The 13,260-nt window shown below is 69.8% G+C and carries 17 protein-coding genes and 3 pseudogenes; 11 read left to right on the top strand and 9 right to left on the bottom strand.

Features of this window, described 5'->3' with window-relative positions:
* Nucleotides 1-18: 18 nt before the first annotated feature.
* Nucleotides 19-696 (bottom strand): ribonuclease H family protein, encoded by a 678-nt coding sequence (locus G6048_RS13780; protein WP_165339811.1) that lies wholly within the window; start codon nt 694-696, stop codon nt 19-21.
* A gap of 161 nt (nt 697-857) precedes the next feature.
* Between G6048_RS13780 and G6048_RS13785 the strand changes: the two genes are divergently transcribed.
* From G6048_RS13785 to G6048_RS13810, 6 genes are all read left to right on the top strand, one after another.
* Complete coding sequence (locus tag G6048_RS13785) at nt 858-1,781, top strand: MurR/RpiR family transcriptional regulator (protein WP_165339812.1); 924 nt, start codon at nt 858-860, stop codon at nt 1,779-1,781.
* Between the two features lie 194 nt (nt 1,782-1,975).
* Complete coding sequence (locus G6048_RS13790; RefSeq protein ID WP_165339830.1) at nt 1,976-2,359, top strand: hypothetical protein; 384 nt, start codon at nt 1,976-1,978, stop codon at nt 2,357-2,359.
* Nucleotides 2,360-2,455: 96 nt separating this feature from the next.
* Nucleotides 2,456-3,130 carry a TetR family transcriptional regulator gene (locus G6048_RS13795; protein ID WP_206341574.1) on the top strand — a complete coding sequence of 225 codons (675 nt, stop codon included), beginning with the start codon at nt 2,456-2,458 and terminating at the stop codon, nt 3,128-3,130.
* Nucleotides 3,131-3,272: 142 nt separating this feature from the next.
* Nucleotides 3,273-3,689, top strand: coding sequence for a Zn-ribbon domain-containing OB-fold protein (locus G6048_RS13800; RefSeq protein WP_408056135.1), 417 nt, complete (start codon nt 3,273-3,275; stop codon nt 3,687-3,689).
* Between the two features lie 79 nt (nt 3,690-3,768).
* Nucleotides 3,769-4,278 carry a mycothiol transferase gene (locus G6048_RS13805; protein WP_165339815.1) on the top strand — a complete coding sequence of 170 codons (510 nt, stop codon included), beginning with the start codon at nt 3,769-3,771 and terminating at the stop codon, nt 4,276-4,278.
* Between the two features lie 109 nt (nt 4,279-4,387).
* Nucleotides 4,388-4,810 carry a DUF2267 domain-containing protein gene (locus G6048_RS13810; RefSeq protein WP_165339816.1) on the top strand — a complete coding sequence of 141 codons (423 nt, stop codon included), beginning with the start codon at nt 4,388-4,390 and terminating at the stop codon, nt 4,808-4,810.
* A gap of 47 nt (nt 4,811-4,857) precedes the next feature.
* On the opposite strand, the gene G6048_RS13815 is transcribed toward G6048_RS13810, so the two are convergent.
* A complete protein-coding gene (locus G6048_RS13815; protein ID WP_165339817.1) occupies nt 4,858-5,217 on the bottom strand; it encodes an STAS domain-containing protein in 360 nt (119 codons plus the stop codon).
* A gap of 203 nt (nt 5,218-5,420) precedes the next feature.
* Between G6048_RS13815 and G6048_RS13820 the strand changes: the two genes are divergently transcribed.
* The 3 genes from G6048_RS13820 to G6048_RS13830 all read left to right on the top strand — a co-directional run bounded on the left by G6048_RS13820 (nt 5,421) and on the right by G6048_RS13830 (nt 7,403).
* The gene (locus G6048_RS13820; RefSeq protein WP_165339818.1) at nt 5,421-6,065 is read left to right on the top strand and encodes a phosphoribosyltransferase; all 645 of its coding nucleotides are present in this window, start codon (nt 5,421-5,423) and stop codon (nt 6,063-6,065) included.
* On the top strand, nt 6,062-6,988 hold the full coding sequence (locus tag G6048_RS13825; RefSeq protein ID WP_165339819.1) for a polysaccharide pyruvyl transferase family protein: 927 nt from the start codon (nt 6,062-6,064) through the stop codon (nt 6,986-6,988). Before G6048_RS13820 ends, G6048_RS13825 begins: the two co-directional genes overlap by 4 nt.
* Nucleotides 6,989-7,094: 106 nt before the next feature.
* Nucleotides 7,095-7,403, top strand: coding sequence for a DUF3040 domain-containing protein (locus G6048_RS13830; protein WP_165339820.1), 309 nt, complete (start codon nt 7,095-7,097; stop codon nt 7,401-7,403).
* 53 nt (nt 7,404-7,456) lie between these two features.
* Here the strand turns inward: G6048_RS13830 and G6048_RS13835 are convergent, their stop codons facing one another.
* On the bottom strand, nt 7,457-7,909 hold the full coding sequence (locus G6048_RS13835) for a YbhB/YbcL family Raf kinase inhibitor-like protein (protein ID WP_165339821.1): 453 nt from the start codon (nt 7,907-7,909) through the stop codon (nt 7,457-7,459).
* Nucleotides 7,910-8,302: 393 nt separating this feature from the next.
* Nucleotides 8,303-8,812: pseudogene (locus G6048_RS13840) on the bottom strand (glycosyltransferase family 2 protein); the annotation flags it as partial.
* 161 nt (nt 8,813-8,973) lie between these two features.
* Here G6048_RS13840 and G6048_RS13845 point away from each other — a divergent pair.
* Nucleotides 8,974-9,210: a DUF6480 family protein gene (locus tag G6048_RS13845; RefSeq protein ID WP_165339822.1), complete on the top strand. Its 237-nt coding sequence runs from the start codon at nt 8,974-8,976 to the stop codon at nt 9,208-9,210.
* Between the two features lie 93 nt (nt 9,211-9,303).
* Here G6048_RS13845 and G6048_RS13850 read toward each other — a convergent pair whose 3' ends face one another.
* The 5 genes and pseudogenes from G6048_RS13850 to G6048_RS13865 form a co-directional block, all read right to left on the bottom strand.
* Entirely contained in the window at nt 9,304-9,558 is a 255-nt protein-coding gene (locus G6048_RS13850) for a hypothetical protein (protein ID WP_206341564.1), read from the bottom strand.
* 64 nt (nt 9,559-9,622) lie between these two features.
* Nucleotides 9,623-10,513 (bottom strand): SDR family oxidoreductase, encoded by an 891-nt coding sequence (locus G6048_RS13855; RefSeq protein WP_165339823.1) that lies wholly within the window; start codon nt 10,511-10,513, stop codon nt 9,623-9,625.
* A gap of 429 nt (nt 10,514-10,942) precedes the next feature.
* The gene (gene ctaF, locus G6048_RS51800) at nt 10,943-11,197 is read right to left on the bottom strand and encodes an aa3-type cytochrome oxidase subunit IV (RefSeq protein WP_408056134.1); all 255 of its coding nucleotides are present in this window, start codon (nt 11,195-11,197) and stop codon (nt 10,943-10,945) included.
* A 109-nt stretch (nt 11,198-11,306) separates the two neighbouring features.
* A pseudogene (locus G6048_RS51805) lies at nt 11,307-11,432 on the bottom strand (hypothetical protein); the annotation flags it as partial.
* 16 nt (nt 11,433-11,448) lie between these two features.
* Nucleotides 11,449-12,012: a hemerythrin domain-containing protein gene (locus G6048_RS13865; RefSeq protein WP_165339824.1), complete on the bottom strand. Its 564-nt coding sequence runs from the start codon at nt 12,010-12,012 to the stop codon at nt 11,449-11,451.
* 55 nt (nt 12,013-12,067) lie between these two features.
* Here G6048_RS13865 and G6048_RS13870 point away from each other — a divergent pair.
* Nucleotides 12,068-12,970, top strand: a pseudogene (locus G6048_RS13870) (cbb3-type cytochrome c oxidase subunit I); the annotation flags it as partial.
* Nucleotides 12,971-13,260 lie beyond the last annotated feature (290 nt).

Below are 13,260 nucleotides of genomic sequence, written 5' to 3' on the forward strand. Positions count from 1 at the left end.
TCCCAGGGAGGTGGTGGGCTACGCGCTCGTACGGCACTCCGGGTGGCCCCAGCCGTCAGGATTCTTGGCGATCGTCGCGCCGACCTCGTAGGAGCGGCCACAGCGGCAGCGGCCCGGGAACTTGGCCTTGAGCGTGCGGGCCGACGAGGCGCCGGAGGTGCGCTTCTTGGGAGCCGCGGCCTTCTTGGCGCCGGATGACGGGGGCGGCTCCGGTGATCCCTGTTCGCTGCCCGCGGGTTCCTGGACGAACGCGGCCTGGCTCGCGGCGCGGTCGGCGAAGTCGTTGAGCGGGTCCCCGCCGACCTGGTGCGCGGGTACGTAGCGGAAGTCCACCTCGCGGCCCTCCAGCAGCTCGTCGATCCGTACGACGAGGTCCTGGTTGGCCACCGGCTTGCCCGCCGCCGTCTTCCAGCCGTTGCGCTTCCAGCCGGGCAGCCAGCTCGTGACGGCCTTCATCGCGTACTGCGAGTCCATCCGGATCTCCAGCGGCACGCCCGGCTCGACGGACGCCAACAGGCGCTCCAGCGCGGTGAGTTCGGCGACGTTGTTGGTCGCCGTTCCCAGCGGTCCGGCCTCCCACGCGACGGGGGTTTCCGTCGCGTCAGCGATCACCCAGGCCCAGCCGGCGGGTCCTGGGTTGCCCTTCGATGCCCCGTCGCACGCGGCGATAACGCGTTCAGCCATGCGTCCGATCATGCCAGAGCGCTCCGCTGGGTTCGCCGCTCCAAGGTGCGGGTCCGTTGTGGCTGGTCGCTCCCCCACTCCCGGCTCCGCTCGCGCGAGCACAGCAGATCACCGTCCGTCCCCCATGGCTCGCTGTATGTTGAGGCACTGTGGGAGACGAAGGAAGCGCACCGGTGTCATCGCCGCAGCGGGCGCGCGCGCAGGCGTCCGCTATCAGCTCGGGGAAGCCGGTCCCCGAGGCCGAGGCCGCACCGTCCTCGCGGCTGCGGGCACTGTTCGACGGGCCCCGGCTCTCCCCCGGCCAGCGGCGTATCGCTCAGTATCTGATCGAGCACATCACCGAGGCGGCGTTTCTGTCGATCACGGAGCTCGCCGACCGGGCGGGCGTGAGCCAGCCCTCGGTGACGCGTTTCGCGACGGCGGTGGGGTTCAGCGGCTATCCCGCGCTGCGGGAGCGGCTTCAGTCGATCGCGCTCAGCACGCTCGCGTCCGCGCCCGACGCCGCCGAGGAGGTCCGTCCGAACGAGCTCCAGGCGGCCGTCGACGCCGAGATCGACAACCTGGAGAACCTGCGGCGCGACCTCGCCGATCCCGGGCGAGTGATCGAGATCGGCCGCGCGCTGTCGCAGTCGACGCCGCTGACGGTCCTGGGCCTGCGGATCTCGGGCTCGCTGGCCGAGTACTTCGCGTACGCCGCCCGCCGTATCCACCCGGACGTCCGGCTCGTGACACGGGGCGGCAGCGTCGCGTACGACGCACTGCTGCAGTCGCGCGAGGCGGGCGGGACCTGGCTGCTGGCCTTCTCCATGCCACGGCACGCACACGAGACGCTCACGGCCCTGCGGGTGGCCAAGCGCGCGGGCCTGCGCGTCGCCCTGATCACCGACCTGGCGCTCGGCCCGCTGGCCGACGAGGCGGACGTGGTCTTCGCCTCAGGCACCGGCCCCCGCCTCGTCTTCGACTCGTACGCCGCGCCGGGCGTGATGTCCGCGGCCCTCCTCCAGGCGATGACCGACGCGGACCCCGAACGCACACAGGCCCGCCTGGACGAGTACGAACAGGGCGCGGAACAGCACGCGTTCTTCCTCAAGGACTGAGTACGGACAAGCGTTAAAGGTCCGATGTCCACCGGAACGCGGTGGTCGCCTCCCCCAAGGCATGATTCGGCCGTATTCAACGAGGTCTGCACATGAATTTTTTCATACGCTTGCGTACCCGACGGTATATATGAATACTGCTCGCTGATCGGGAGTCCCCCGAACCGCCCGCCGCCTCGGAAGCGATGACGACGATGTCCCTGACGTACTCACCGATCAGCACGGACTGGCCCCGCCAGGTAAAGACGCCCGGCAACCGGGACTGGGAGCGATCGGCGGCCAAGTGGCTGCGCGAACTGGTGCCGTCCCGCTACGGCGGCTATCCGCTGCTGATCCGCGAGCCCGTTCTGCTCGCCCGCCATGCGCAGATCCAGCTCCAGCAGGAGATCCGGGTCGTCCGCACCGCGCTGCACAGCGCACGGGCCGAGCTGCCCTCCATGGGGATGCCGGAGTCCGTCATCGAGCACACCATCAAGCTGTACGCCGCGGAACTCACGCAGCTGAACCACATCGCCCGCGGGGTACGCGTCGTCGCCCAGGCACTGGTGGACGCCAACAGCGGACGCACCGGACGCTGAACCGGACGGCACTGAGTTCCCCGACCACAGCGCACTGAGTGCCATTTCGCCCTGGCCGATGCTAGGTTTCCGCACATGACCGTTGCGAAGCCGCCGATGCGGGACGCGCTCGTGGCGGCGGCGTTCCGGTTGTTTCTGGAGCGGGGGTACGAGCAGACCACCGTCGATGACATCGTGACGCTCGCCGGGGTCGGACGGCGGTCCTTCTTCCGGTACTTCCCGTCGAAGGAGGACGTGGTCTTCCCGGACCACGAGCGCTGCCTGGCCGATATGACCGAGTTCCTGGCCCGCGGCGGCGACGAGCACGACCCGGTGACGCGGGTCTGCGACGCGGCACGGCTCGTACTGCGCATGTATGCGGAGAACCCGACGTTCTCCGTTCAGCGCTACCGCCTCACCAAGAAGGTTCCGGGGCTGCGCACATACGAACTCTCGGTGGTCTGGCGATACGAGCGGGCCCTCGCCGAGTATCTGCGCCGGCGTTTCGCGGGGCGGCCCGACGGGACGCTGCGGGCCGATGTGATCGCCGCGGCCGTCGTCGCCGCGCACAACAACGGGCTGCGGTCATGGTTGCGTTCGGACGGCGAGAGCGACGCGAGCGCGGAGGTCGACCACGCGCTCGCCCATGTGCAGCGGACTTTCACTCCGGGCGCCGGGCCCGAACCCGCACAGGACGTCGAGGACGTCGTCGTGCTCGTCTCCCGGCGTGGGGCGCCGATGTGGCGGGTGGTCCAGGAAATCGAGGCGACGCTGGACCGCCGTACCGACTGACCGCCCGACCACCTGCAGGAAAATCGAGGGAACTGAGTGCCTTTACGGGTGGCACTCCGTGCCATACGCTGGATTCCATGTGGCGCACAACAGTTGTGTGCGCATCAGCACTTCAGATTCCGGCCCAGTGCAGGGAGATGACATCGTGTTCCACCCGGGAAGCCGGACCACGGCAGGCGTACTCGACGCGGCGACGGAGACGGCGACAACCACGAAACCGGCCGAAGAAAGGCTTCACTTCCAGCGCTGCCGCTGGTGCGGGACCGCCATGTTCCACCGGCTGCTCTGCCCGGTCTGCGCGGGCAGCGACCTGCGGACGGAACGCAGCGCGGGCCTGGGCGTCGTACGCCACGCCACCATCGTCCACCGCAACACCCCCGCCGCCCGCAATGTGTCCCTCGTCGAGCTGGCAGAGGGTTTCACCGTGCGGGGGCGGGTGCAGGGCCCGCTCATCGCGATCCGGGTCGGCGACCGCGTACAGCTGACCACGTCCGCGGACCCGGTGCGCCGTGAGCCCGTGTTCAAGCTCTGCGAAGAGCCGTTCTCCGGCTGGTTCTGACCGGGTCCTGACGCGCGCGGGCGGGCTCGCGCGGGAACACTGGCAGGGTCAGCTGCCCGCGCGGAGCGTGGAGGAACCCATGCAAGCCAAGGACGTTCTCGTCGACGCGTACGGTCGCATCCAGGAGGAGGTCCACGCCGTCGTCGACGGACTCTCCTCGGACGAGCTGAACGCCCGCCTCGACGACGAGGCCAACTCGATCACCTGGCTCGTCTGGCATCTCACCCGCGTCCAGGACGACCACATCGCCGACGCCTCCGGCCTCAAGCAGCTCTGGCTCGCGCAGGACTGGGCCGACCGCTTCGGCCTGAAACTCCCCCGCAGGGACACCGGTTACGGCCACACCGCGTCGAAGGTCGCGAAGGTCCGCGTGGACTCGGGTGAGCTGCTCCTCGGCTACCACGACGCCGTTCACGAGCAGACGCTGGGCTTCCTGCGCGACCTGGACGACGACGAGCTCGACCGCGTCGTCGACGAGAGCTGGACCCCGCCCGTCACCCTCGGCGTCCGCCTGGTCAGCGTCCTCTCCGACGACTTGCAGCACGTCGGGCAGGCGGCGTTCGTACGGGGCGTCCTGCGAGCGCGATGAGGGCTGTGTGGGCCGTGTATTCGGCTGCTCCGGGGACACTCGCGTGAGATACGGGTCTGTCGGCCATGCCGACGAACACGGGACCACGTACGCAGAGGAGTCGGGAACCATGCGGCACGACGAGCTGATCTCAAAGGTGCGGGAGCGGGCGGAACTGCCCGACCGGGGTTCGGCCGAGCGGGCCACGCGGGCGGTGCTGTCGACGCTGGCGGAGCGCATACCCGTCGGGCTGGCAGACCATCTGGCCGCCCAACTGCCCGCGAAGCTGGCCGAGTCGATACGGGTGGCCTCGCCGGCCGGGAGCGATGAGCGGCGCGCCTCCGGAGAGCGCTTCGACCTGATCGCTTTCGCGGGGAGGGTCGCCTGGCGGGCCGGAGTGCCCGAGGATGACGCCATTCGCGAGGCAGTCGCGGTCTTCGAGGTCCTGGACGCGGCGGTCGCCCCCGAGGAGATGGAGAAGCTGGCGCGCGTCCTGCCGTCGGACATCCGGACGCTGCTGCCGGTCGCCCGGGCCGACATCACCGAGGTGTAGCGCGGCGCCTCAGCGGACTTCGGCGGGCCTCCTGGCAATGGAGCCCCTCAGGCTATGTCGTCCCGGGCGACCGCGGAGTTCACGTCCGTCGCGATGTCGAACGTGTCCGAGAGTCGGGTCAGGCGCAGTAGGCGTCTGTGGCGTGGGTCGTCCAGGACGAGGAGCAGGCGGCTTCGCTCGCCCCGCAGGCGGTTGCGGATGCGGCACAGCAGGGACAGGCCGCTGCAGTCCAGGAACGTGACTTTCCGCAGGTCGAGTACCAGCCGAGGGGGCCGGGTCTCGCACACGGCGTCGAGGGAGGTCACCAGCTCGGTCGTGGCCAGCAGGTCCAGCTCTCCGGAGAGTTCGATGACCGTGCTGCCGCTGAGCGTTCGCTCCCGGAGGCCGTACGTCGGTTGCTGCACCATCGTCCCCAACCCCTTCGGGGGCCGGCTACCCCCTGTGGGCCACACCAATCGAGTCGTACACGCGAGGCCCCTCCCGTCCGCGTCCTTCCGCGTCTCTCCTTCCGCTCCTTTCGCATGGCCCACGATCGCCGGGGTACTCGGCGTTCGCCCGGCCCCCTCACCACCAGGGAGAACGCACTCGGAGGGCGGAAGGAGTGGAGTTCATGCGATTCCGTGACCGACAGCAGGCCGGTGCGGCCCTTGCCGAACGGCTGCTCGTGCGCCGGGAGGAGGGCGCCCTGCCCGATCCGGTCGTGCTCGCCCTGCCCCGCGGTGGCGTCGTGGTGGCCGCCGAGGTGGCGCGGGCGCTCGACGCCCCGCTGGATGTACTGGTCGCCCGGAAGATCGGAGCGCCGTTCCAGTCGGAGCTCGGCGTCGGCGCGATCGCCGGGGAGGACGAGCCGTTCTTCGACGAGCGGGCGCTGGACCGGCTCGGGCTGAGCAAGGCGGCCCTCGAACCGATCGTGGAGCAGGAGCGGGACGAGCTGCACCGGCGCGAGCAGCTCTACCGCAAGGGCCGCGCGATCCCCGAACTGACGGGCCACACCGCTGTCGTGGTGGACGACGGCGTGGCCACCGGAGTCACCGCACTCGCCGCCCTGCGTTCCGTACGGCGCCACGATCCCGGCCGCGTCACGCTCGCCGTCCCGGTGTGCTCGCCGGAGGCGGCCCTGCTGGTGCAGGAGCAGGCGGACGAGGTGGTCTGTCTGCACGAGCCGGTGGCGTTCATGGCCGTCGGGCTCTGGTACGAGGAGTTCGACCAGGTCACGGACGACGAGGTGCTCGACGTCCTGCACGGGTTGTCGTGACCGGACAGAGAATCCTGCTCACCGGGTGGTTCAGCTTCCTGGACGGGGAGGCCACGGCCGGTGACGTACTCGCGCTGCGGCGGGTGGAGCAGGCGCTGGACCGCGCAGGACTGCCGTACGACACGGTGTGGAGCCCCGGTTTCCATCCCGAGGCCCTGCATTTCGCGGACGTACGGCCGGATGCGTACTCCCATCTGGTGTTCGTGTGCGGGCCGCTGGCCGGATCCCAAGTGGCCTGGCTGCATGAGGAGTTCAGGGCTTGCCGGCGTATCGCGGTCGGTGTCTCCGTGGTCGACCCCGAGGATCCCGCCGCCACCGGGTTCCACCTCGTGCTGCCGCGGGACGCTCCCGGTGCGGTTCCGGCGCTGGACCTGTCGGCGAGCGCCCCGATCGGCCGGCCCACGCCCGTCGTCGGGGTGATCCTCACGCACGGCCAGCAGGAGTACGGGCCGCGTCGGCGGCACGCCGAGGTCGCCGAAGCCGTGACGCGGTGGCTCTCGGGCAAGGACTGTGCTCCGGTGGAGCTGGAGACGCGTCTCGATACGCGGGACTGGCGGCTGGACTCGACACCCGAGCAGTTCCAGTCCGTGCTCGCCCGCCTGGACTGCGTCGTCACCGACCGGCTGCACGGGCTGGTGCTCGCGCTGCGGACCGGGATCCCGGTGCTTGCGGTCGATCCGGTCGCCGGGGGCGCCAAGTTGACCGCTCAGGCGCGCGCCTGCGACTGGCCGGCGCTCGTTCCGGCCGAGCGGCTGGACGCCCGCCAACTGGACCGCTGGTGGGACTGGTGCCTCACCTCGGGGCGGGCCGCGGCTCGGCAGAGCAGGGACGAACTCCTGCACGGGCCGTCCCGGAGCAGCTTGCAGGGGCTCGTCGATGCGCTGGCGGCCCGCCCTCTCCGGTCGGGGCGGTCGTCCCGTTAGTTCGTCCCGTTAGAAGCCGGTGGCGACGTCACCAACACGTGGTTAGTTCGCCGGAGCGCGGGGCACTCGTGGTCACCGAACACCGCCCGTCGTAGAGGGAACGAAGATGGCGACTGGCCGACTCCCCGATCACGAACAGCGCATTCTGGACGCGATGGAAGCCGACCTGCGACGCGACCGACGGCTGCGTCGCAGGCTGCGCACCGTACGGCTCAAGCGACGACTGAACCCCGCACGGGTCGCCGAGTACCGGCCCCGCATACCGACCGTCGTGCTCCTGCTGTCGCTGTCGGTGCTGCTGATGGTGGTGGGTATCCGTACCTCCGAGCCGGTCGTGATCTGGGCCTTCGCCGCGCTGTGGCCGCTGACGCTGTTCGGGGTCTTCCGGCTGTTGTGCCGGTGGACGGAGGCATGAGCCGGGCCCCGGGCCCATGAGCCGGGGCCCGGCCCATGGGCCCGGGCCGCGCGTCAGCGCTGGTAGAGCCCGACCAAGGTGCCGCTGGCCAGTTGCTGGCGGTCGAGGACGTTGTGCACGTCCTCGGCGGTGGCCTCGTCCGGGATGGAGACGGGGCCGGGGAGGGCGTACACGCGGAAGAAGTAGCGGTGCGCCTGGTCGCCGGCCGGGGGCTGTGGGCCGCCCCAGCCCGGTTCGCCGAAGCCGTTGGTGTGCTGGTGGCCGCCCGGGGGTTTCTCGTCGGCGTCCAGGCCCTGGCTGCGCGGATCGATTCCCGTCACCAGCCAGTGCATGAAGGTCCCGGACGGTGCGTCCGGATCTTCACACACGAGAGCCAGCTCCACGGCCTCGTCGGGCACTCCGGACCAGGTCAGCGGCGGGGAGACGTTGTCGCCCCGCTTGGCGTAGCGGCCGGGGATCATCGCGTGGTCATTGAATGCGGTGCTTTCGAGTTCGATTCCAGCCATGCGCGCCGCAGTACCCGCAAGGAGCGTGGCCACACCTGGCGCGGCCGGAACGGTGCGGTCCGCCCGCGGCGTCAGCGGCGCCCCGCGCGGGGAACCCGGGATGCCACCCCCTCCGGCCACTTCCCGGCCACCTCGGCCCCGTTGCCGCCAAGAGTCGAGAGCCTGCGTCCGGCGAGCGGGATGAGGAGGAACGACCGGCCATGAGCACACGCGAGCGGCACACCCCGGTGTTCCCCGAGCAGACCGAAATCACGTACCACGACGGCGACTTCGGGCGGATGCGCAGTCGTACGGTCGGCCGCAGGCAGCCGCCGATGCCCGAGGTCGTACTCGTCCAGGGCATGGGCGTGTCCGACTATCTGCTGCCCGGTCTTGCGGCCTTCGGTGAGTGGACCCGGGCCCATCGGGTGGAGCTGCCGGGATTCGCACGGCGGCGCAGCCGAGGAAGCCGAGTACCTGGGTGCCCGGCAGGTCGGCGGCCGGACCGAGGGGCGAGGCGGCGAGGGAGTCGTTGAGCGGGTCGGGTGCGTCGGCGGGGCCGACCAGCGTGCGCGCGGAGAGCAGCCCGAGCCGAGGATGGGCGTCCAGCAGCCGGGCCGCCGTGTCCAGGGCACCCGGTTCCCACCAGGAATCGTCGTCGCTGAATGCCACGTAGGGCATGTCGAGGGCGCGTACGGCGTCATTGCGGGCGAGGGCCCCGCGATTGACCGGCAGGGCGAGCACCCGTACCTCGGGGAACCGTTCGGCGATCATCGCGCGCGTCCCGTCACTCGACGCGTTGTCGGCCACGATCACGGGCGGCTTCTCCGGCAGGGCGAGCAGCCGGCGCAGCGTGACGGCGAGGGAGCCGGCCCGGTCGCGGGTGGCGATGACGACGCCCACGGGCCGGTCGTTCCCTGTCATCGGGGGCTCCCTGCTCACTCGTGCGATCCTGTGCGTCCTGTGCGTCCTGTGCGCTGTACGCGGTAGCCCGGTGTGCCCGCCTCAAACCCTCGGCGGCAAGTCAGCAGGAATAGGGAGGTTCTTCGCCGTTCGTCACAGGGTGTCCGGGGAACTCGCGTGGCATGCAGCAGCACAGCAACCCAGACCCCGATCCGCTGCGGACTCCCGGCCTGGAGCCCGGTGGCGGCGTTCCGCCCGGCGAGACGCCGCCCGCCGAGAGCAGTACGCCCGGTGCAGGACCGCAGGAGACCCACAACCCGCCGCGCGGCTGGGCCAAGGGCCCACTCACCCTCATCCTGGTTCTCGTGGTGCTGATCGCCGCGGGCTTCCTGGCGTTCGCGATCGCGCTCGCCCTGTGAGTACGTACGACCCTGTGAGTACGTACGGTCCGTGAGCCTGCACAGGCCGTGAGCCCGTACGTTCCATCGACCCAGCTTTCCTCAGTCGTGCCGTCAGTCGGGCTGCTCCTGTGGGCCGGGCTCCTCCTCGACCGGCTCGGCCGGGGACACCCGGGAGTCGTCGTCACCACGCTGTCCTGAGCCCGCCTCATCCGGATCCGGATAGACCTCCTCAGGCTCCTGCCCGGCGGACTCGGCGGACGGCACGTCCACGATGGCCTCCTCCCGCTCGGCCTCCTCCGGCGACGCGGGCAGATCCCGCGGCACCCCGGTCTCGGTGCCCGGCTTCTCGGACCGTTTCTCCTCCATGCCGACCCTCCCTGCGTCGAGTGTGTCGAACGCGTCGAACGAGAGCAACAACCGCTGGGCGCCCCTAAGGCAGGGGCGTGCCGCCCGTGGCGTTGAGGATCTCCGCCGTGATGAAGCTCGCTTCCTGAGAGGCGAGATAGACGTATGCCGGGGCCAGTTCGGCGGGCTGTCCCGGGCGTCCCAGCGGAGCCTGCTTGCCGAACTTCACCGTGTCGGGCAGCGTCGCGGGGATCAGCGGCGTCCACACCGGGCCCGGAGCGACCGCGTTGACGCGGATGCCGCGGTCCACGAGCATCTGGGCCAGCCCCTGGGTGAAGGTCACGATCGCGCCCTTGGTCGTCGCGTAGTCCAGCAGGTGAGGGCTGGGCTTGTACGCCTGCACGGACGTGGAGTTGATGATGCTGCCGCCCTCCGGGATGTGCGGCAGGGCGAACTTCGTCAGCCAGAACATTCCGTACAGGTTGGTGCGCATGACCCGGTCGAACTGCTCGGTGGAGATCGCCTCGATGCCCTCCGGCTGCGACATCTGGTACGCCGCGTTGTTCACCAGGACGTCGATACGCCCGAACTCCCCGGCCGCCCGCTCGATCAGCGCCCGGCAGTTCTCCTCCTCGCGGATGTCGCACGAGACGGCGACCGCCTTGCGGCCCGCGCCCTCCACAAGCCGGGACGTCTCGCTCGCCTCGTCCGCCTCCTGGTCGAGGTGGGTGAACAGCACATCGGCGCCCTCCCGGGCGAAGGCCAGAGCCACCGCCCGGCCGATGCCGGAATCCCCGCCGCTGATGACGGTCTTGCGGCCCTCCAGCCGACCGCTGCCGCGGTAGGACTCCTCGCCGTGGTCGGGCGGCGGGTCCATCGGTCCCGTCCAGCCCGGATGGGGCTGGTCCTGGGCCGGGAACTCGGGACGAGGATGCTGCGTCACTGGATTCTGCTGCGCGTGCTGCGGATCGGTCACGTCGGCCTCCTGACGTTGCGCTGGTGGCGTGCTGTGGTCCGGTCAGCGGGGCGAGTTCCCGTCCCGCCGCAGCCGAAAAGTCACGCGCGGGCGGGGGCGCGGAGTTCCGGGCCGTAGCGTCGCCGGGGCCGCGGGGCGCGGGTGAGCCCCGCGCTCACGGGTACCCGAGGCGGCTCGTTTCCGCGGGCGGCGGCAGGGCACCCGGGGCGGGTGTTCACCAGGAGGAAGGCTCGCGCGGCGGTGCGGCTGCGGCGGGGCGCGGAGCGGACCACTGACGCGCTGGACGCGCGGCTGCCGGTGTCCGAGAGCGGCGGGCTGCTGCGTGTACGTCCTGCGCACGCGCGAGCTGCCGCGGCCCCTGCCCCCGCCGGACCACGACGGCGCCGTACCGAGGCTGCGCCGGCTGCGGGCCTCACTGAGCTCGTGGTACTACCGCGACCGGCTCGGGGGCGAACCACCCTCCCGCAAGGGCGAGTTGGAGCCCTGACCGGCCCCTGGCCCGGGGCGTCCGGCGTACTGGAAGACCATCCCGAATACGCCGTGCGCGAGCACCCCCAGGCCGAGCAGGAACAGCCCCAGCCCGTAGACCACGCCGAGGGCGACGACGACCGATCCCAGGGCCGTGGTGATGGGCCAGGGGCTGTGCGGCGGGAGGAACTCCAGGGGCCCGGCGGTCTCCACCACCTCGGCGTCTCTCCGGTCCTGGGCCCGCCGGCCACGCCTGCGGTACTGGGACGCGCAGGAAGAACGCCACGAGTGCCGCCATCAGGAAGGCGATGGCCAGGACGGCCGTGCCGGCGGGTTCCTCGGAGAACCAGCCGTACCCGGTGGCGGTGACGGCGAAGAAGACCGCCACCCCGGTGAACAGACGTGCTTCGGTCCTCATCAGAAGGCGGTCCTCATCGAAGGCAGTCCTCATCGGAAGGCAGTCGTCATCAGAACGCGTGGCTCCAGCCCGACAGCACGGCCCGTACCCGGTCGACCAGTCCGGGCCCGGGAAACAGCAGCTTGCTCGTCGGCGGGACACCGGGGACGGCCGGGTAGGGGCGCGTCGGCACGACGGACTTCACCCGGCGGATACGGCTGCCGAGATCGGTCAGCGTCGGCGGCGGCAGGGCGTCCTTCAGGCGTGGGAAGAGCAGGTCCTCCTCTTCCTGGGTCTGCCGTCGGACCTCGATCAGCAGCTGTTCGACAAGCCGGGCGAAGGTGACGGTGCCCGCCTCGGCATCTTCCAGATTTCTCATCAACTGTTCCAGCCGACCATGGTCTTCCATTCCCTTTTTCGCTAGATCGGCGCCGTCGACGACACGATCGCTCAGGACCGGATAGACGAATTCCTCTTCGGCGACAAAATGCCGCACGAGCTCGATGGTGGCCCGGTCTGTATAGATCTTGCATATGTGATCGGCCTCGGGAAGTGCCTCGATCTGGCGGAATATTTCTTCCACGTGCCGATGGTCATCGGTCAGTTCCCTGATGGCGTCCGTCTCACCTGCCATGGTCTCGTCACCCTTTGTTTGTGCCCCGCTCTCGGGGGTACCGCCCGGGCTCATAGGCACGTCCGCGAGGAAGATGCGGGCCGGACTCGCCCGGCCCTGGCTGCAGTTGGTGAACGGGCACGAGTACAACCAGCTGTTCACCATTCACGGCACCATCATGATGCTGCTGTTCGCGACACCGATGTTCGCGGGCTTCGCGAATGCCGTGATGCCGTTGCAGATCGGGGCACCGGACGTGGCCTTCCCTCGCCTCAACGCCCTGTCGTACTGGATGTATCTGTTCGGCGGGCTGATGGTGGTCTCCGGCTTCCTGGTGCCGGGTGGGGCGACCGCGTTCGGCTGGTTCGCCTACGCACCGCTCAACAGTGCCGTGCGCTCGCCCGGATCCGGAGAGCGATCTGTGTGGACCATGGGGCTGGTGGTCACGGGCGTGTCCACCACGCTCGGCGCGGTCAACTTCATCACCACCATACTGTGTCTGCGGGCGCCCGGCATGACGATGTTCCGGATGCCCATCTTCACCTGGAACATTCTCTTCACATCGATTCTGGTATTGCCCGCCTTCCCGGTACTGACCGCGGCGCTGCTCGTACTCGAGGCGGACCGAAAATTCGGTTCGCACATTTTCGACGCGGCCAATGGCGGCGCCATTCTGTGGCAGCACCTTTTCTGGTTCTTCGGCCATCCCGAGGTCTATATCGTGGCCTTGCCGTTCTTCGGCATCATCAGCGATATCATTCCCGTTTTGAGCCGACGACAAATCTTCGGCTACATGTCACTCGACGGGGCGACCATCGCCATCACGATGCTGTCGTCGGTGGTGTGGGCGCACCATATGTTCGCCACCGGCGCCGTACTCCTGCCTTTCTTCTCATTGATGTCCTTCCTCATCGCCGTACCGACCGGTGCGTTCCTGCTCGGTGTGTCCACGCTGCCGTTCCTCTACAACGTGTGGCGGACCGCGCGATACGGGCGGGGCGCGGCGGAGGACGATCCCTGGGGGTTGGGAACTGCTGCCGGTGTACTGAGGGGAGTGGCTTTTGGTGAAGGTGAGTGAGTGCCGGGGCCGGATCTGGCTGGCTGCCGCCCGGCGCCTGCGCGGGGACGGTCTTCCGTGCCGTGGGGTGCGTTCTCGGTCTCCGTTCGTCGGGAGGGGAACGGAGGTTCTTGGGTCGAATGGGTGACCTTTGCGGGTTGTACTCGTTGACTGCCGTGACGGGGATCTTCGACCGGACGAGGGTGAACGGG

Origin of the sequence: Streptomyces ureilyticus (assembly GCF_011045025.1) — a bacterium.
In the GTDB taxonomy this organism is placed as follows: Bacteria; Actinomycetota; Actinomycetes; order Streptomycetales; family Streptomycetaceae; genus Streptomyces; species Streptomyces ureilyticus.

Coding starts and splice junctions, on each gene's coding strand:
- G6048_RS13780 (WP_165339811.1), bottom strand. CDS start 696: ATGATCGGACGCATGGCTGAACGCGTTATCGCCGCGTGCGACGGGGCA.
- G6048_RS13790 (WP_165339830.1), top strand. CDS start 1,976: ATGTCCCTGACGTACTCACCGATCAGCACGGACTGGCCCCGCCAGGTA.
- G6048_RS13795 (WP_206341574.1), top strand. CDS start 2,456: ATGCGGGACGCGCTCGTGGCGGCGGCGTTCCGGTTGTTTCTGGAGCGG.
- G6048_RS13805 (WP_165339815.1), top strand. CDS start 3,769: ATGCAAGCCAAGGACGTTCTCGTCGACGCGTACGGTCGCATCCAGGAG.
- G6048_RS13810 (WP_165339816.1), top strand. CDS start 4,388: ATGCGGCACGACGAGCTGATCTCAAAGGTGCGGGAGCGGGCGGAACTG.
- G6048_RS13815 (WP_165339817.1), bottom strand. CDS start 5,217: ATGGTGCAGCAACCGACGTACGGCCTCCGGGAGCGAACGCTCAGCGGC.
- G6048_RS13820 (WP_165339818.1), top strand. CDS start 5,421: ATGCGATTCCGTGACCGACAGCAGGCCGGTGCGGCCCTTGCCGAACGG.
- G6048_RS13830 (WP_165339820.1), top strand. CDS start 7,095: ATGGCGACTGGCCGACTCCCCGATCACGAACAGCGCATTCTGGACGCG.
- G6048_RS13835 (WP_165339821.1), bottom strand. CDS start 7,909: ATGGCTGGAATCGAACTCGAAAGCACCGCATTCAATGACCACGCGATG.
- G6048_RS13845 (WP_165339822.1), top strand. CDS start 8,974: ATGCAGCAGCACAGCAACCCAGACCCCGATCCGCTGCGGACTCCCGGC.
- G6048_RS13850 (WP_206341564.1), bottom strand. CDS start 9,558: ATGGAGGAGAAACGGTCCGAGAAGCCGGGCACCGAGACCGGGGTGCCG.
- G6048_RS13865 (WP_165339824.1), bottom strand. CDS start 12,012: ATGGCAGGTGAGACGGACGCCATCAGGGAACTGACCGATGACCATCGG.